Annotated in this window: 15 protein-coding genes; 12 read left to right on the top strand and 3 right to left on the bottom strand. The window is 72.5% G+C overall.

Annotated elements, in window-relative coordinates; genetic code table 11:
* The first annotated feature begins 129 nt into the window (after positions 1-129).
* The 8 genes from DQ392_RS15090 to DQ392_RS15050 all read left to right on the top strand — a co-directional run bounded on the left by DQ392_RS15090 (position 130) and on the right by DQ392_RS15050 (position 10,961).
* A complete protein-coding gene (locus DQ392_RS15090) occupies positions 130-1,002 on the top strand; it encodes a TIGR03084 family metal-binding protein (RefSeq protein ID WP_114016117.1) in 873 nt (290 codons plus the stop codon).
* Positions 1,003-1,034: 32 nt separating this feature from the next.
* Positions 1,035-2,849, top strand: a complete 1,815-nt coding sequence (locus DQ392_RS15085; RefSeq protein WP_181856436.1) for an acyclic terpene utilization AtuA family protein — start codon at positions 1,035-1,037, stop codon at positions 2,847-2,849.
* A gap of 125 nt (positions 2,850-2,974) precedes the next feature.
* On the top strand, positions 2,975-4,558 hold the full coding sequence (locus DQ392_RS15075; protein WP_114016301.1) for an acyl-CoA carboxylase subunit beta: 1,584 nt from the start codon (positions 2,975-2,977) through the stop codon (positions 4,556-4,558).
* A gap of 71 nt (positions 4,559-4,629) precedes the next feature.
* Complete coding sequence (locus DQ392_RS15070) at positions 4,630-6,552, top strand: acetyl/propionyl/methylcrotonyl-CoA carboxylase subunit alpha (protein WP_114016116.1); 1,923 nt, start codon at positions 4,630-4,632, stop codon at positions 6,550-6,552.
* Positions 6,553-6,703: 151 nt separating this feature from the next.
* Positions 6,704-7,873, top strand: a complete 1,170-nt coding sequence (locus tag DQ392_RS15065; protein ID WP_114016115.1) for an acyl-CoA dehydrogenase family protein — start codon at positions 6,704-6,706, stop codon at positions 7,871-7,873.
* The gene (locus tag DQ392_RS15060) at positions 7,873-8,667 is read left to right on the top strand and encodes an enoyl-CoA hydratase family protein (protein ID WP_114016114.1); all 795 of its coding nucleotides are present in this window, start codon (positions 7,873-7,875) and stop codon (positions 8,665-8,667) included. Before DQ392_RS15065 ends, DQ392_RS15060 begins: the two co-directional genes overlap by 1 nt.
* Positions 8,668-9,026: 359 nt before the next feature.
* Positions 9,027-9,557 (top strand): TetR/AcrR family transcriptional regulator, encoded by a 531-nt coding sequence (locus tag DQ392_RS15055; RefSeq protein ID WP_245981526.1) that lies wholly within the window; start codon positions 9,027-9,029, stop codon positions 9,555-9,557.
* A 171-nt stretch (positions 9,558-9,728) separates the two neighbouring features.
* Positions 9,729-10,961, top strand: coding sequence for a hypothetical protein (locus tag DQ392_RS15050; RefSeq protein ID WP_114016113.1), 1,233 nt, complete (start codon positions 9,729-9,731; stop codon positions 10,959-10,961).
* 36 nt (positions 10,962-10,997) lie between these two features.
* Here the strand turns inward: DQ392_RS15050 and DQ392_RS15045 are convergent, their stop codons facing one another.
* Positions 10,998-11,495, bottom strand: coding sequence for an ATP-binding protein (locus tag DQ392_RS15045; RefSeq protein ID WP_114016112.1), 498 nt, complete (start codon positions 11,493-11,495; stop codon positions 10,998-11,000).
* Between the two features lie 178 nt (positions 11,496-11,673).
* Between DQ392_RS15045 and DQ392_RS15040 the strand changes: the two genes are divergently transcribed.
* The 4 genes from DQ392_RS15040 to DQ392_RS15025 all read left to right on the top strand — a co-directional run bounded on the left by DQ392_RS15040 (position 11,674) and on the right by DQ392_RS15025 (position 13,865).
* On the top strand, positions 11,674-12,558 hold the full coding sequence (locus DQ392_RS15040) for a helix-turn-helix domain-containing protein (protein WP_114016111.1): 885 nt from the start codon (positions 11,674-11,676) through the stop codon (positions 12,556-12,558).
* Positions 12,555-12,764 (top strand): DUF397 domain-containing protein, encoded by a 210-nt coding sequence (locus DQ392_RS15035; RefSeq protein ID WP_114016110.1) that lies wholly within the window; start codon positions 12,555-12,557, stop codon positions 12,762-12,764. The genes DQ392_RS15040 and DQ392_RS15035 overlap by 4 nt, the downstream gene beginning before the upstream one ends.
* A gap of 48 nt (positions 12,765-12,812) precedes the next feature.
* Positions 12,813-13,022, top strand: coding sequence for a DUF397 domain-containing protein (locus tag DQ392_RS15030; RefSeq protein WP_114016109.1), 210 nt, complete (start codon positions 12,813-12,815; stop codon positions 13,020-13,022).
* A gap of 168 nt (positions 13,023-13,190) precedes the next feature.
* The gene (locus tag DQ392_RS15025) at positions 13,191-13,865 is read left to right on the top strand and encodes a DUF4232 domain-containing protein (protein WP_114016108.1); all 675 of its coding nucleotides are present in this window, start codon (positions 13,191-13,193) and stop codon (positions 13,863-13,865) included.
* 72 nt (positions 13,866-13,937) lie between these two features.
* On the opposite strand, the gene DQ392_RS15020 is transcribed toward DQ392_RS15025, so the two are convergent.
* Both DQ392_RS15020 and DQ392_RS15015 read right to left on the bottom strand, forming a co-directional pair.
* Positions 13,938-15,086 carry a DUF6923 family protein gene (locus tag DQ392_RS15020; protein ID WP_114016107.1) on the bottom strand — a complete coding sequence of 383 codons (1,149 nt, stop codon included), beginning with the start codon at positions 15,084-15,086 and terminating at the stop codon, positions 13,938-13,940.
* A 269-nt stretch (positions 15,087-15,355) separates the two neighbouring features.
* Positions 15,356-16,447 carry a citrate synthase 2 gene (locus tag DQ392_RS15015; protein ID WP_114016106.1) on the bottom strand — a complete coding sequence of 364 codons (1,092 nt, stop codon included), beginning with the start codon at positions 16,445-16,447 and terminating at the stop codon, positions 15,356-15,358.
* Between the last annotated feature and the right edge of the window lie 188 nt (positions 16,448-16,635).

Here is a 16,635-nt window from a genome sequence, read left to right as displayed (position 1 = left end):
TTTTGCCGCGGGTGTCAGTCTCGTTGCCACGCACGGCGGTTGGGGTGCGAGCGACGGCGGTCGGGCCGCCTCAGGTGAGGTGCGCCCCGCTGGCCGCCGCCCCGACCCGTGACCCGAGGAGGGTGGGCTGTGGCCACACCGGCAAAGCTTCCCAGCGGCCTACTGGCCGACCTGCGCGCCGAGAGCGAGGACCTGGACCGGCTGGTCGCAGACCTGCCTCCGGCGACGTGGGCGGCTCCCACCCCGGCGCCCGGCTGGACCGTCGCCCACCAGATCGCCCATCTGGCCTGGACCGACGGGCAAGCCCTGCTCGCGGCCACCGAACCCGAGGCGTTCCGGCGCGAGGCCGAGCGGTTCCTGGCGGAGGGAGCGGAGGACGTCTCGGAGGCCGGGGGAGCCGCGCACGTCATCGACGAGGCGGCAGAGGAGGGCGCCAGGCTGCCCCACGCCGAGCTGCTGCGCCGGTGGCGGGCCGGGCGCGCCGCGTTGGCACACGCGCTCACCGCCGCGCTGCCCGGCCCCCGGCTGCCCTGGTACGGGACGTCCATGAGCCCCGCGAGCATGGCCACGGCGCGCCTTATGGAGACCTGGGCGCACGGTGAGGACGTGGCCGACGCGCTGGGTGTCGCGCGGCAGCCCACGCCAAGGCTGCGGCACATCGTGCACCTCGGCGTCCGGGCCCGGGACTTCGCCTACGCCGTCCACGGGCTGCGGCCGCCGGCGGGGCCGTTCCGGGTGGAGCTGAGGGGGCCCGGCGGCGAGGTGTGGGCGCACGGCCCGGCGGACGCCGGGCAGAAGGTGACCGGGGACGCGTACGACTTCTGCCGTCTGGTGACCCAGCGGGTGCACCGCGACGACGCGGACGTGCACGCCGAAGGCGCCGACGCCGACCAGTGGCTGGACATCGCCCAGGCGTTCGCGGGCCCGCCGGGCGCGGGCCGGGAACCGGGGCAGGCGGGGCGGCCCGGAGCGGGCCGGGAACCGGGGGAGGCGCGGGCGTGAGCGGGCCGGACACCGGAGCCTCCGGGGGAGGCGTGAGCGGGCCGGCGCGGCGGAGCGCACCGCTGCGCGTCGGGAACGCGTCCGGCTTCTACGGCGACCGTTTCGACGCGCTCGCCGACATGCTGACCGGCGGCCCCCTCGACGTCCTGACCGGTGACTACCTCGCCGAGCTCACCATGCTCATCCTCGGCCGCGACCGCCTCAAGGACCCGGCACGCGGCTATGCCAGAACGTTCCTGCGGCAGCTGGAGACCGGTCTCGGGCTCGCGCGGGAGCGCGGCGTCACGCTCGTCACCAACGCGGGCGGCCTCAACCCGGCAGGCTTGGCGGACGCCGTGCGCGAGTTGAGCGAGCGCGTCGGCGTGCCCGCGCGGGTCGCCCACGTCGAGGGTGACGACCTGACCGGGCGCGGTGGCTGGGGCGAGGGGGTGCTGACGGCCAACGCGTACCTGGGCGGCGCGGGCATCGCGGAGTGCCTGCGCGACGGCGCCGACGTCGTCGTCACCGGGCGGGTGAGTGACGCGGCGCTCGTGTCGGGCTGCGCCACCGCCCACTTCGGCTGGGCCGACGACGACTGGGACCGGCTGGCGGGCGCGGTCGTCGCCGGGCACGTACTGGAGTGCGGCGCCCAGGCGACGGGCGGCAACTACGCCTTCTTCCTGCGGGAGGGGATCGACGTGCGCCGGCCCGGGTTCCCGCTGGCGGAGATCGCCGAGGACGGCAGCTCGGTGATCACCAAGCATCCCGGGACCGGCGGCGCGGTCACCGTCGGCACCGTCACCGCGCAACTCCTCTACGAGACCGCGGGCCCCCGCTACCTCGGCCCCGATGTGACCGCCCGTCTGGACTCCGTGCGGCTCAGCCAGGCGGGCGATGACCGTGTCCGCGTCGACGGCGTGCGGGGCGAGCCCCGCCCCGGCACCCTCAAGGTCGGACTGACCCGGCTCGGCGGCTTCCGCAACGAGGTCACCTTCGTGCTGACCGGGCTCGACATCGACGCCAAGGCCGCCTTGGTGCGCGGCCAGATGGAGGACGCGCTGGCGGGGCCCCGGCGTCCGCGAGAGGTCACCTGGAGCCTCGTGCGGACGGGGCGTGCGGACGCCGACGTGCAGGAAGAGGCGAGCGCGCTGCTGCGGCTGGTCGTCCGCGACGACGACGAGAACGCCGTCGGCCGTGCCGTCTCCGGCCCCGCCATCGAGCTGGCCCTGGCCAGCTACCCGGGCTTCCACGTGACGGCGCCGCCGTCGCGGGGAGCGCCCTACGGGGTGTTCGAGTCCGTCTGCGTCGACGCTTCGACGGTGCCCCACGTCGCGGTGCTGCCGGACGGCACGCGGCAGGACGTGTCCTTCCCCCACCCCGCCCCTTCCCGGAACCCGGATCTCCTCCCCCGGCCCCCCGCACCTCAATCGCCGGACGGGCTGTTTTCAGCCCGTCCGGCGATTGAGGACCGGGGGGTCCGGGGGGCGGAGCCCCCCGAGAAACGGGCAGGGGCGGGGCAGGGGCACAACACCCGACGCGCACCCCTCGGCCGCGTCGCCGGCACCCGCAGCGGCGACAAGGGCGGCAGCGCCAACGTCGGGGTGTGGGCGCGTGACGGGGACCCGGCGATCCACCGGTGGCTGAGGGAGACGCTCACCGTAGCCAAGCTGCGCGAGCTGCTGCCGGAGACGGAGCGGCTGCCCGTCACCCGCCACGAACTGCCCAACCTGCACGCCCTCAACTTCGTGGTCGAGGACCTCCTCGGCGAGGGCGTGGCCGCACAGCACCGCTTCGACCCGCAGGCGAAGGCGCTCGGCGAATGGCTGCGCGCGCGCCACCTCGACATACCTGAGGAGTTCCTCTCGTGACCGCAGGAGCGCAGGCCGCCGGAGCCACCGCAGCCGCCGGAGCCGGAGCCGGAGCCGGAGCCGCAGCCGCCGGAGCCGCAGCCGCCGGAGCCGCAGCCGCCGGAGCCGGGGCCCTCCGGTCCGCCCTGGACACCAGCACGCCGGAGTACGGCGCGAACCGCGAGACCATGCTGGGCAAACTGGCCGAGCTGGACGCCGAGCAGGCGAAAGCGCTCGCGGGGGGCGGGGAGAAGTACGTGGCGCGGCACCGCGGGCGCGGCAAGCTGCCGGCCCGCGAGCGGATCGAGCTGCTGCTCGATCCGGACACCCCGTTCCTGGAGCTGTCCCCCCTCGCGGCGTGGGGCAGCGACTACACGACGGGCGCCTCGCTGGTGGCGGGCATCGGTGTCATCGAGGGCGTCGAGTGCCTGATCACGGCGAACGACCCGACCGTCCGCGGCGGTGCCAGCAACCCGTGGACGCTGAAGAAGGCGCTGCGGGCCAACGAGATCGCGTACGAGAACCGGCTGCCGTGCGTGAGCCTGGTGGAGAGCGGCGGTGCGGACCTGCCGAGCCAGAAGGAGATCTTCATCCCCGGGGGCGCGCTCTTCCGCGACATCACCCGCCTGTCGGAGGCGGGGATTCCGACGGTCGCCGTCGTGTTCGGCAACTCGACGGCAGGCGGCGCGTACATCCCCGGGATGTCCGACCACGTGATCATGGTGAAGGAGCGCGCCAAGGTGTTCCTCGGGGGCCCGCCGCTGGTCAAGATGGCGACCGGCGAGGAGGCCGACGACGAGGAGCTGGGCGGCGCGGACATGCACGCCCGTACCTCGGGGCTGGCCGACCACTACGCGGTGGACGAGCCGGACGCGCTGCGCCAGGCGCGCCGCGTCGTCGCACGCCTCAACTGGCGCAAGGCCCACCCGGACCCGGATCCGGCCACCGTCGCCGAGCCCGTGCACGACCCGGAGGAGCTGCTCGGCATCGTGCCCGGGGACCTCAAGGTGCCGTTCGACCCGCGCGAGGTGATCGCCCGGATCGTGGACGGCTCCGCCTTCGACGAGTTCAAGCCGCTGTACGGGGCGAGCCTGGTGACCGGCTGGGCGCGGCTGCACGGCTACCCGGTCGGCATCCTCGCCAACGCGCGGGGTGTGCTGTTCAGCGAGGAGTCGCAGAAGGCCACCCAGTTCATCCAGCTCGCCAACCAGCGCGACATTCCGCTGCTGTTCCTGCACAACACGACCGGTTACATGGTCGGCAAGGAGTACGAGCAGGGCGGCATCGTCAAACACGGCTCCATGATGATCAACGCCGTCTCCAACTCGAAGGTGCCGCACCTGTCGGTCCTGATGGGGGCCAGCTACGGGGCGGGCCACTACGGGATGTGCGGCCGGGCCTACGAACCGCGCTTCCTGTTCGCGTGGCCGAGCGCCAAGTCCGCGGTGATGGGGCCGCAGCAGCTCGCGGGCGTGCTCTCGATCGTCATGCGCGAGTCGGCCGCCGCGAAGGGCCAACCGTTCGACGAGGAGGCCGACGCCGGGCTGCGGGCCATGGTCGAGCAGCAGATCGAGAGCGAGTCGCTGCCGATGTTCCTGTCGGGACGGCTCTACGACGACGGGGTCATCGACCCGCGCGACACCCGCACCGTCCTCGGCATCTGCCTGTCGGCGGTGCACACCGCGCCCGTGACCGGCGCACGCGGCGGCTTCGGCGTCTTCCGGATGTGAGCGGCAGCCAGGCAGCAGAGGGGCACGGACGGGCACGGTCGGGCGCGTTCGGACACAACAGGGAGCAGGGAATGATCCACTCCGTACTGGTCGCCAACCGCGGCGAGATCGCGCGGCGCGTCATGCGCACCTGCCGCGAGCTGGGCATCGCCACGGTCGCCGTGCACTCCGACGCGGACGCTCAGGCGCCCCACGTGCGGGAGGCCGACGCCGCGGTGCGGCTGCCGGGCGACGCGCCGGCCGACACCTACCTGCGCGGCGATCTCCTCGTCGCCGCCGCACGCGCCGCGGGCGCCGACGCGGTGCACCCCGGCTACGGCTTCCTGTCCGAGAACGCCGGCTTCGCGCGCGCCGTCCAGGACGCGGGGCTGGTGTGGATCGGCCCGCCGCAGGACGCGATCGAGGCCATGGCCTCCAAGACGCGCGCCAAGAAGCTGATGGCCGAGGCGCACGTGCCGCTGCTCGCACCGCTCGACCCGGAAGAGGTCACGGACGCGGACCTTCCCGTGCTGGTCAAGGCCGCGGCGGGCGGCGGAGGACGCGGTATGCGCGTCGTGCGGGAACGCGCCGCGCTCGCCGGGGAGATCGAGGCCGCGCGCGCCGAGGCCGCCTCCGCGTTCGGCGACGGCGAGGTCTTCGTGGAGCCGTACGTCGAAGACGGCCGCCACGTCGAGGTCCAGGTGCTCGCCGACGCCCACGGCACCGTGTGGACGCTGGGCACCCGCGACTGCTCGTTGCAACGCCGCCACCAGAAAGTCGTCGAGGAAGCGCCGGCGCCCGGCCTGGAGGACGGGCTGCGCGCCACACTGGCGGACGCGGCGCGAGCCGCCGCCCGCGCCGTCGACTACCGGGGCGCGGGCACCGTCGAGTTCCTCGTCTCCGGACAGGGGCGCCCCTACTTCCTGGAGATGAACACCCGCCTCCAGGTCGAACACCCGGTGACCGAGTGCGTGTACGGGCTGGACCTGGTCGCCCACCAGATCCAGGTGGCCGAGGGCGCCCCCCTCCCCGCCGACGGCCCCCCACCGCCCCGAGGCCACGCCGTCGAGGCGCGCCTGTACGCGGAGGACCCGGCGCACGACTGGCAGCCGCAGACGGGAACCCTGTGGCGGCTGGACGTGCCGGGGGACGTCCGCGTCGACTCCGGCGTCGCGGACGGCAGCGAGATCGGCGTGCACTACGACCCGATGCTCGCGAAGGTCATCGCCTGCGCGCCGACCCGCTCCGCGGCCGTACGCAAGCTGGCGCGTGCGCTGGAACAGGCCCGGGTGCACGGGCCCGCCACCAACCGCGACCTGCTCGTACGCTCCCTGCGCCACCCCGACTTCACCGCCGCCGTCATGGACACCGGCTTCTACGCCCTGCACCTGGCCGAGCTGACCTCACCCACCGACGCGGACGCCGACGACGCCGCCCGCGCGCTGCTGGCCGCCGCGCTCGCCCAGGCCGTACGCGACGAGCCCGCCCGCCCCCGCGTTGCCGCCAGGACGGGCGGCTGGCGCAACCTCGCCTCCGCTCCCCACCTGCGGCGGTACGCCGACCGCGACGGCACCGAGCACGAGGTGCGGTACGTGTGGGGGCGCGACGGGCGGCCGGCGCCCGTCTCGGCCCCCGAGGTGCGGGTCGTCACGGTACGCGCCGACGCGGTCGTGCTGGAGAGCGGCGGCGTGCGGCGCCGGTACCCGGTCGCGGCGTACGGCGACCGGGTGTTCGCGGGCGCCCACGCCTTCACCGCGCTTCCCCGCCTCCCCGAGCCCGAGGACGTGACGGAACCGGGCTCCCTGCTGGCCGCCATGCCCGGCACCGTCGTCCGCCTCGCGGAGGGCCTGCGCGAGGGCAGCACCGTCACCGCGGGCCAGACCCTCCTGTGGCTGGAGGCGATGAAGATGGAGCACCGGGTGGCCGCACCCGCGGACGGAAGAGTCACCGCACTGCACGTGGCCGAGGGCCAGCAGGTCGACGTCGGCACCTTGCTGGCCGTCGTCGCGGAGTGAGAGCTGCGGCCCACCCCTCCCACGGGCGCTTTTTCCAAGCCCGTCCGGCGTTTGAGGACCGGGGGTCCGGGGGCGGAGCGCCCGGAGGAAACGGGAAGGGGCGGGGAAGGGGCCGGACACCGCACGCGCACCCACAACGAAAGGACGCACCATGACCCACGGCCTTATCGAAACCGAGGAACACACCGCACTGCGCGCCTCCGTGGCCGCCCTCGGCAAACGCTACGGGCGTGAGTACTTCGCCGACGTCGTCGCGCAGGGCAAGCACACCGACGAACTCTGGCTGGAAGCAGCAGAACTCGGATACCTGGGCGTCAATCTCCCCGAGGAGTACGGAGGCGGCGGCGCCGGTATCCAGGAACTCTCCCTCGTCCTGGAGGAACTCGGCGCGGCCGGCTGCCCGCTGCTCATGATGGTGGTCTCGCCGGCGATCTGCGGCACGGTGATATCCCGCTTCGGCACCGACGAGCAGAAGCGGGCCTGGCTGCCGGGGCTGGCCGACGGCACCCGCAAGATGGCGTTCGGCATCACGGAGCCGGACGCCGGCTCCAACTCCCACCGCATCACCACCACGGCCCGCCGCGACGCGGCCACGGGCGACTGGCTGCTGACCGGCCGGAAGGTCTTCATCTCCGGCGTCGACATCGCGGAGGCGACGCTCGTCGTCGGCCGCACGGAGGACGCCCGCACCGGGAAACTGAAGCCCTGCCTGTTCATCGTCCCGCGCGACGCGGCCGGCTTCACCCGCCACCAGATCGACATGGAGCTCGGCGCCCCCGAGAAGCAGTTCGAACTCGTCCTGGACGACGTGCGGCTGCCCGCCGACGCGCTGGTCGGCGACGAGGACGCGGGCCTGCTCCAGCTGTTCGCGGGACTGAACCCGGAACGGATCATGACGGCGGCCTTCGCGCTCGGCATGGCCCGCTACTGCCTCGAGCAGGCACTGGACTATGCCCGCACCCGCCAGGTGTGGAAGGAACCCATCGGCGCGCACCAGGCGATCGCCCACCCCCTGGCACAGGTCCACATCGAGGTGGAGTGCGCACGCCTGATGATGCAGAAGGCGGCACGGCTGTACGACGCCGGCGACGACATCGGCGCGGGGGAGGCGGCGAACATGGCCAAGTACGCGGCCGGGGAGGCGTGCGTGCGCGCCGTCGACCAGTCGGTGCACACCCTGGGCGGCAACGGCCTGACCCGCGAGTACGGCCTGGCGCAGATGATCACGGCGTCCCGGGTGGCACGGATCGCGCCGGTCAGCAGGGAGATGATCCTCAACTACGTCTCCCACCAGACCCTCGGCCTGCCGAAGTCGTACTGATGGGCACGCCGACGGACGAGGACGACGGCGTCGCGGTGGCGTTGCGCGACGCCGTCCGCACCCTCACCCTCGACTCGCCCCACAACCGCAACGCTCTCTCCTCCCGCCTGGTGACACGGCTGTACGAAGAACTGGACCGCGCCGAGGCCGACCCCGGCACCCGCGCGGTGCTCCTCACCCACACGGGCAACACGTTCTGCGCGGGCGCCGACCTGAGCGAGGCGAGCGCCCGCGACGCACCCACGGACGCCCCCCTGGGCCTGGCCGGGCTCCTCCGTACGCTCGTCGCCTTCCCCAAGCCGGTCGTCGCCCGGGTCACAGGACACGTCCGCGCCGGTGGCACCGGCCTGCTCGCGGCGTGCGACATCTCCGTGGCCGGACCGGGCGCCACATTCGCCTTCACCGAGGCCCGCATCGGCGTCGCCCCCGCGGTGATCTCCATGCCCGTCCTGCCGCGCACGGACCCGCGCGCGGTGGCCAGGTACTACCTGACAGGCGAACGGTTCGACGCGCGGGAGGCCGCCAGAATCGGGCTCGTCACGTGCGCGGCCGACGACCCCGACGAGGCCCTTGCCCCCGTCCTCGACGGACTGCGGCGCGGCTCCCCACAGGGCCTCGCCGCGTCGAAACAGCTGGTCACCCGAGAGGTACTGGCCGCGTTCGACCGCGACACCGATACGCTCGCCGAACTGTCGGCGCGACTGTTCGCGTCCGACGAGGCACGCGAGGGCATGACGGCCTTCCTGGAGAGACGGGAGCCCGAGTGGGCGGTGCGGCAGACCCCCGCGCGGTGAACCGCACGGGGCACCTTGCGGTTCACCGCGCGGCGGACCGCGCCGAGAACCCACCCGCGGGGACGGGGAGCGAACGGATGCGGAGCGGACGGACGACGGACGAGGGCGCGCGCGGCGGACGGACGACGGGCGAGCGTGTTCCGGACGAGGCTGCCCGGGACGGGCGTACGGCGGACGAGGGCGCGCGGGACGGGCGGACCTTGGAGGGCCGTCGGGGTGGCCGCACGGCGGGCGAGGGCGTGCCGGGCGCGGGCGCGGCGGGCGCACGGGCGGCGGGCGCAGGCGCGCCGGGTGAACGCGCGCCCGGAGCCCGGGGGGCCGCGCCGAAACAGGACCGCAGCCGCGCCACCCGGCAGCGGCTGCTCGCCTCGGCCGTGACCTGCCTCGCCGAGCTGGGCTGGACAGGCAGCACCGTCACGGTGGTGGCCGAGCACGCGGGCGTCTCCCGGGGCGCGGCCCAGCACCACTTCCCCACCCGCGAGGACCTGTTCACGGCCGCCGTCGAGTACGTCGCAGAGGAGCGCTCCCGCGCCCTGCGCGAGCTGCCGACGCCGGCGTCCCCGCACGCCGCCGTCGAGACCCTGGTCGCCCTCTACACGGGCCCCCTCTTCCGCGCGGCCCTGCACCTGTGGGTCGCCGCCTCCAACGAACCGCAGCTCGGACCGCGCGTGACGGCGCTGGAGGCCCGCATCGGCCGGGAGACGCACCGGATGGCGGTCGAACTGCTGGGCGTGGACGAGCGCCGCCCCGGCGTACGGGAAACCGTGCAGGGCCTGCTCGACATGGCCCGCGGCCTGGGCCTCGCCAACCTCCTGACGGACGACAGCCCCCGCCGCGCCCGCGTCGTGACCCAGTGGGCGAGCCTGGTGGAGGCCGGTCTGGGCGACTGACCCGTGCGGAGCGGATCCGCGCGGCCGGTGAACAGATGACGGCATGCGCACGTTGTGCACGGGCAGGGAGCGTCACCGAAGGAGGAGAGCCCGATGCACCATCTGCCGCCACCGTCGCGTATGTGGCGATCAGCGCCTCCGGCGCACCCCCCGCGTGCCGAGAACCCCGGTGTGCCGCGACGTCGTCTTCTGGTCGGGGCGTCGGCCGCCGCACTGGCGGTGGCGGGATGCGGCGTCGGAGAGGACGGAGAAGGCGACCATGAGGGCGACGGGGCTCCCGACCGCCCCGCGACCGCCCCGAGCGGCATCCTGGGCGTCAACTTCAATGAGGACCCCACGGAGGTGAACTCCGAACGGCTGCGGGGCGCCTCCGCGAGCTGGGTGCGGGGGTTCGTGCCGACGCTCCAGGTCGACCGTGGCCCGGCGGAGAAGCAGCGGGCGGTCGCCGCCCTGCTGGAGGCGCACGAACACCACTACGGCACGGTGCTGTCGCTGAAGTTCCCCTACCAGCAGCGTCCGCTTCCCGCCCCGGGCAGCGGGGCGATGGACACCGAGCTGGCCCGCGTGGACAAGGTGGCCCGCGCGGTGCTCGGCAAGGTCGACATCCTCGCGATAGGCAACGAGCCGTTCCTGGAGTCGCGGCGCGCCGACCGCGAAGGGCCGGCGCTCAACAGGTTCTACGAGCACGTCGCCGAGCACCTCATCGCGTACCGCGAGAAGCACTTTCCCCAGGGGTGCAGGACCCGCCTGTACATGGGTGCGCTCAACCATCTCGACAACCCCGCCGAGCGGACACCGGCCACCCGACGGTGGCTGGAGTTCGTCCACGACACGCGGGAGCTCGAAGGCGTCGACATCCATCCGCACGTGACGTCCCTCGACGCCGCCCAGCAGTACCTGGACTACGTGCTCCCGCACCTGCGCTCCGACCAGAAGTTCCTCGCGACCGAGTTCTCCCTGGTCCTCACCTGGCGTGCCCACATGCGGGACAGGATCCCGCCCCGGTTCGCCCGGCGGTACGGCGTCGCCCCGGACACCCGCGTGTGGCAGCTCCTGCGGAAGGCGGCGGACAGCCCCTTCCCGCAGGACAAGTGGAACGCCTTCTTGTCGATGAGCCCCTGGTTCCACGGGAACAGGCACTACCTGCGCGACCAGGTCCGGCGCTTCCGCGACACGGGGAAGCTCGCGGTGGCCACGTACGGCGTGGCCCAGGGCGCCGCCATGGTCCGCGACATCGGCCCCGACAAACACCCCTGGATGCTCAACAGCCTCTACGCCACGCGCACCGTCCGGCAGGGCCCGGACGGCTCGACCGGCCGTACCCACCCCTGGTTCGAGGACTTCACGTCCCTGCAACGCAAGACCGACCGCCTCCCCGTACGCACGGGCACGACCGCCACCTGAGCCCGCGGGCGAACGCCCTGCCCGCGCCGAGCCCGCTCACTCGGGCAGGTCCACCTCCGCCCACAGCGTCTTGGTGATCAGGTCGTTCACCCGCTCTCCCCAGCGGTGGGCCACCGCGTCCACCAGGACCAGCCCGCGCCCCGACTCCTCCTCCGCGTCCGGCAGCCGACACGGGCCCGAGGGCAGGGGCTTGTCCGCGCGGGCGTCGGTGACCTCGATGCGCAGCACCGGCCCCCGTGCGGTTCCGGACGCGCCGAGTGTCAGCCGCAGCCGGAAGTCCCGGCCGATGGTGCCGCAGTGCCGTACCGCGTTCGTGGCCAGCTCGGCCACGAGGAGCGCCGCCGTGTGCGAGGTCGTACTCCGGTACGGCACCCCGTGCTCGTCCATCCACTGCGTGGCCAGCAGCCGCGCGAGGCGGGCGCCGCGCCGGGTCGAGCTGAGCTGCACGGCGAACGCGGCCGGGCCCGCCGTGTCACCGGGGCCGCCCACGCGTGGTGGCGCGGCCCGGCGAATCCTCTGCGTTTGCGTATTCATGGCGTGACGGTCCCGCTACACAGCTAGCGTTTACCAGGTCGGAAGAGTGTGCCCCGGCGACGGGTACGGCGGAGTACGCCTTCTGCGCGGGAATGTACGGGCCGTACGCCGTGACCACCGCACGGCGAACGGTGTTGACGCTGAGACCCGTTGCGGGCGCACAAGGACGTGAGGCCGGATGACCGTTGCCAATCGGAGGAAGGACGGCCGAGCCGTCCCCTCACCGCGTACGGTGGACGTAGCCCACCAGCGCAAACGCGAGGACGACCGCCCCGGCGTGTGGGTGGCCTACGGCAAGCTGCTGCGGAAGTTCCGCAAGGCTGCGGGGTATTCGCAAGAGGCCCTGGCCCCACTGCTGGGCTACTCGCCCGAACAGCTCGCCTCGGTCGAACAGGGCCGCCGCGCGGCGAAGGCCCCTCTCACGGAGGCCGCTGAACGGGTGTTGAACGCGGGCGGTGTTCTGACCACCCTCCAGGAGGACGTGGACTTGGCGAAGCTGCCCCCGTTCTTCCGGGACTTCGTCCTGCTGGAGATGGAGGCGGTGAGCCGGTTCGACGTCAATCCGACTTTGGTCCCGGGCCTGTTGCAGACAGAAGCGTATGCGCGAGCCCTGTTCGAGGGTCACGTGCCCGTGCTCGATGGAGACACCATCGATAGTCACGTGGACGTTCGCTTGACCAGGCAGAAGATCCTCACCAAAAGCCCGCTGGTGGACTTCTCCTTCGTGGTCGGAGAGGCCGCGCTACGCCAGGAACTTGGTGGGCCGGACACGATGAGGGAGCAGTACCGGCATCTTCTGTCCTTGGGCGGGCTGCGCAACATGGCGATCCAGGTCGTCCCAATCAGGTCGGGCTTCCATACGGGCCTTAACGGCGGTTTCGTAGTCGTGGAGACCTCGGAGCATCGGCAGTACGGCTACTTCGAGTCACAGGACATCGGCCATGTTGTCGGTGACGCCAAACAGGTGAGCACCTTCGCTCTGCGGTATGGCAAGCTGCGATCACAGGCTCTGAACATCGAGGAGTCAGCAGCCTTCATCGAGCAGTTGGCAGGGGAACGATGACGAACGAGCAGGAGGCAGCCCGGCTCCACGAGCTGCCCTGGTTCAAGAGCAGCTACAGCGGCTCGGGTGGTGGTGAGTGTGTGGAGGTCGCGCACACCGTCGGTGCCGTCCACGTCCGTGACTCCAAGGTGCAGCGCGGTGCTGTCCTCTCCGTGCCGTCCGCCGGTTGGGCGGACTTCGTTGCCTTTGCGGAGCAGTCCGCGTAGGTAGGCCCGAGGGAAGTCAGCGGTCTTCGTCCAATCGGAAGGGGAACGATGACGAACGAGCAGGAGGCGGCTCGGCTCCACGAGCTGTCCTGGCAGAAGAGCAGCTACAGCGGCCCGGATGGCGGCAATTGCGTGGAGGTTGCACAGGCCGCCGACACGGTCCACGTGCGTGACTCGAAGGAGCAGCGCGGTCCCGTCCTGTCCGTGCCGTCCGCCCGGTGGGCGGACTGCGTCGGGTTCGCGGGGCGGCCCGCGTAGCCAGGCTCGACGCGTCGGCCCCGCACCACGCGGGGCCGACGTCCGCTGTTACAGGTTGCGGACACAACCTCGTGAACTCTGACCGGCGGCGTCGCATCACATCTCTCGTAACGCACTCCACACGACGGGGAGCGTGGGGCGAGGGCCCTGCGCCGGGAAAGAGGGATCATGTCCGCCATGCTCAACCGCGCTGTTCGTTGCACCGCCGCCGTGCTGGCCGTCGTCGCGGTCGGCGCGGGTGCCACCGCGTGCAACTCGTCCTCCGACTCCTCGGCCTCCAAGGGCGGCGCCCACTCCGCTGAGCAGCAGGACAAGGCGCAGGAGGCATCGGGCATCAAGATGAAGGAGACGGCCGCGAAGAGTTCGCGTACGGACGCGATCAACGTCTCCTCGGGCAGCGCCGGCAAGCGCTGCCACACCGATGAGCTGGACTTCAAGTGGGGCGGTCCGCACGGCGGCCGTCCGGACATGGAGGCCGACCACCAGCAGGTGGCGAGCATCCAGATCGAGAACGACGGCGGGCGCACCTGCACGCTGCGCGGTTTCCCGGGCGTGCAACTGGTCAGCGAGTCCGGCGACACGTGGGACCTGCGGCGCTCCTCGGACACGCCGAGCACGATGACCCTGAAGCCGGGCGAGTCCACGGCGGCGGTCTCCATGAACCTCCTGCCGGTGCCCGAGGGCATGGAGGGCCCCAAGCGCTTCGCTCCGAGCAAGGTCCTGGTCACCCCGCCCGACGAGACCTCGCACGTCACCCTCGACTGGCCGTACGGCGGCGCCCTCCTCGACCAGTCCGGCGCCACCCGCCCCGGCACCTTCGTCAACCCGGTCGGCATCGGCTGAGGCCGCCACGTTTCTCGCCCTCCGCCACGGCCGCACCACGCGCAGCGCAGCGCGGGTGCGGCCGGCGCCGTTTCAGGCGAGGCGCCGTGCGCCGAGGTTGCCGAGGGCGTACGGCTTCGGGAGCGGGGTCTCCTTCGGCACGTAGAGCAGCAGGTCCACGGGGAGGGTCTGTCCCTTGGTGATGAGGTGGTTCTCACCGGGGGTGTCCAGGACCCACAGGCCCTGTTCCTTGTTCTTGGTCACCGTCGCCGCGGTGGTCTTCGGTTCGGATCCTGGTACGTCGTCGAAGAAGATCCGCCACTTGCGGACGTCGACGTCCTCGCCCGTGTGCTTCAGCTTGGCGGTGATGTTCACACGGAAGCTGTAGACCAGCATCGGCTTGCCGTTGAGCTGTTCCTCCCACGGGTTCGGGCTCCGCAGCACCTGGTTCACGACGAGCGCCTCGTACGAGGGCGGGTTGACCATCTTCTTCACGTCGCCGCCCGCGTCCCGGACGTTCAGGTCGTTGACGTTGATGGGGCCCCGGCCCACGGTGACGGCCGTGCCGATGGCGGACGGCGGGATCGGGTCGGCCTTCGTCGACGAGCTGAGGTCGAGCTTGTACACGTTCCCGGCGTTGTCGAAGGCGTAGAACCAGCCGTTCTCCTCGAAGAAGACCGCCGAGTAGCTGGCCCTGCCGGGCCCCTTCGCCTTGGGGAACGCCTCCGTCTTGAGTACGACCTTCTGCGGGTCCTTCGTCGGGTCGGCGTACATCAGCGCACCGGTGTCGCCGTCCACGGCGTAGAGCCGCTCGTCGACGGGGTGGTACGCCCAGTCGTACCACCCGCCGTACCCGGGCGGTTTCTGCGCGAGCGCCGTGACCGGATCGGCGGTCAGGTCCAGGACCGCACCGCTCGCGTGGCCGTCGCCGCTGATCACCAGCTTGTCGCCGTCGGGAGTGATGGCGCCCAGGACCCAGTGATTGGCGGACAGTTGGGAAACCTGCTGCGTGGTCAGCGTTCCGGCCACGGGGTCGATGACGACCAGCGTGTTGGAACTCTTCCGGCTCATCGCGTACAGCCGCCCTTTCGGCCAGGAGTATCCGAGGGCGTCGTACCCGTCCGCGTAGTCGGGGACCTTGGTCTTGTTCACGTCGCCGGTGAAGGCGTCGAAGGCGTAGAGGCTCGTCGGCCCCTCACCGATGGCCAGGTAGGTGAAGCGGTTGTAGCGGGGGGTGCTCATACCGGTCTCCTTGCCGAAGCGAGCAGGAAGTCTCGGAGACCAGATGCTCTGCCCGGCGGGCACCCAAAGTCGCCCACACCGGTGACGGAGGCGCACACCCGGGAGCACGCCGAGCAGGGCGTGCGACGGCCGACCGACGGCGCCCGAGGCCGCGGGCCGAGCGACGGCCCGCGCCCCTCACCACACGCGCGTGCTCCGGCGTACCCGCGGACCCGGCGGGTCCGGCACCCGTACCGTCCGGTGTGCCGGCCCCGACCCCGGTGCCGGAGTCAGCTCGTGTAGCCGTCCACGTCGCGGGGGCTGCGGGGGCCGGGCCCCACGTACCGGGCCGACGGCCGCACCAGTCGGCCCGTCCGCTTCTGTTCCAGGATGTGGGCCGACCACCCCGCCGTGCGGGCGCAGGTGAACATCGAGGTGAACATGTGGGCCGGTACCTCGGCGAAGTCGAGGACGATCGCGGCCCAGAACTCGACGTTGGTCTCCAGGACCCGGTCGGGCCTGCGGGCCCGCAGCTGAGCGAGCGCGGCCTTCTCCAGCGCCAGAGCGGCCTCGTACCGCGGGGCGCCCAGCTCCTTGGCCGTACGGCGCAGCACCCGGGCCCGCGGGTCCTCGGCGCGGTAGACGCGGTGGCCGAAGCCCATCAGCCGCTCACCGCGGTCGAGTTGCCGCTTCACGTAGGCGTCCGCGTCGCCGGTGCGTTCGATCTCCTCGATCATGCCGAGGACGCGGGAGGGCGCGCCGCCGTGCAGCGGTCCCGACATGGCGCCGACGGCGCCGGACAGCGCGGCGGCCACGTCGGCGCCGGTCGAGGCGATGACGCGGGCGGTGAAGGTGGAGGCGTTCATGCCGTGTTCGGCGGCGGACGTCCAGTAGGCGTCCACGGCCGCCACGTGCTTGGGGTCGGGCTCGCCGCGCCAGCGGCGCATGAAGCGTTCGACGATGGTGTCGGCCTTGTCGATCTCCTTCTGCGGCACCATGGGCAGGCCCTGGCCGCGCGCGGACTGCGCCACGTAGGAGAGGGCCATCACGGCGGCCCGCGCCAGGTCGTCGCGTGCCGTGGCCGTGTCGATGTCGAGCAGGGGTTTGAGGCCCCACACGGGCGCCAGCATCGCGAGGGCCGACTGGACGTCGACGCGGATGTCGCCCGAGTGCACGGGGATGGGGAACGGTTCGGCGGGCGGCAGGCCCGGGTTGAAGCCGCCGTCGACCAGCAGCCCCCACACGTTGCCGAAGGACGTGTGCCCGACGAGGTCCTCGATGTCCACGCCCCGGTAGCGGAGCGAGCCGCCTTCCTTGTCGGGTTCGGCGATCTCCGTCTCGAACGCGACGATCCCCTCAAGCCCGGGTACGAAGTCGGACATCTGGCGGCTCCCTCTTCAGAGCGCCGCCAGGAACAGCTGGCGGCGGAACGACCTGCTGGCATGGGCTGCGCGGGGGCAGCGTGGTCTGCTGTGCGGGCGGCGCGCGGTTCCGCTGCCGCGTCCCGCGGCTCACGGACCGGGTCTCCCCTCGGTCATGCCCGCCTGGGCGGATGGTCACGCTCCGCGGG

The sequence above is a fragment of the Streptomyces reniochalinae genome (assembly GCF_003323735.1).
GTDB classification, from domain to species: Bacteria; Actinomycetota; Actinomycetes; order Streptomycetales; family Streptomycetaceae; genus Streptomyces; species Streptomyces reniochalinae.
The sequence above is the reverse complement of the archived record's forward strand: the minus strand, read 5'-3'. Positions and strand labels throughout refer to the sequence as shown.

Bases quoted from the DNA above. Each gene is read 5' to 3' on its own strand.
- DQ392_RS15070 (WP_114016116.1), top strand. From the start codon at position 4,630: ATGATCCACTCCGTACTGGTCGCCAACCGCGGCGAGATCGCGCGGCGC.
- DQ392_RS15065 (WP_114016115.1), top strand. From the start codon at position 6,704: ATGACCCACGGCCTTATCGAAACCGAGGAACACACCGCACTGCGCGCC.
- DQ392_RS15060 (WP_114016114.1), top strand. From the start codon at position 7,873: ATGGGCACGCCGACGGACGAGGACGACGGCGTCGCGGTGGCGTTGCGC.
- DQ392_RS15045 (WP_114016112.1), bottom strand. From the start codon at position 11,495: ATGAATACGCAAACGCAGAGGATTCGCCGGGCCGCGCCACCACGCGTG.
- DQ392_RS15040 (WP_114016111.1), top strand. From the start codon at position 11,674: ATGACCGTTGCCAATCGGAGGAAGGACGGCCGAGCCGTCCCCTCACCG.
- DQ392_RS15035 (WP_114016110.1), top strand. From the start codon at position 12,555: ATGACGAACGAGCAGGAGGCAGCCCGGCTCCACGAGCTGCCCTGGTTC.
- DQ392_RS15030 (WP_114016109.1), top strand. From the start codon at position 12,813: ATGACGAACGAGCAGGAGGCGGCTCGGCTCCACGAGCTGTCCTGGCAG.
- DQ392_RS15025 (WP_114016108.1), top strand. From the start codon at position 13,191: ATGTCCGCCATGCTCAACCGCGCTGTTCGTTGCACCGCCGCCGTGCTG.
- DQ392_RS15020 (WP_114016107.1), bottom strand. From the start codon at position 15,086: ATGAGCACCCCCCGCTACAACCGCTTCACCTACCTGGCCATCGGTGAG.
- DQ392_RS15015 (WP_114016106.1), bottom strand. From the start codon at position 16,447: ATGTCCGACTTCGTACCCGGGCTTGAGGGGATCGTCGCGTTCGAGACG.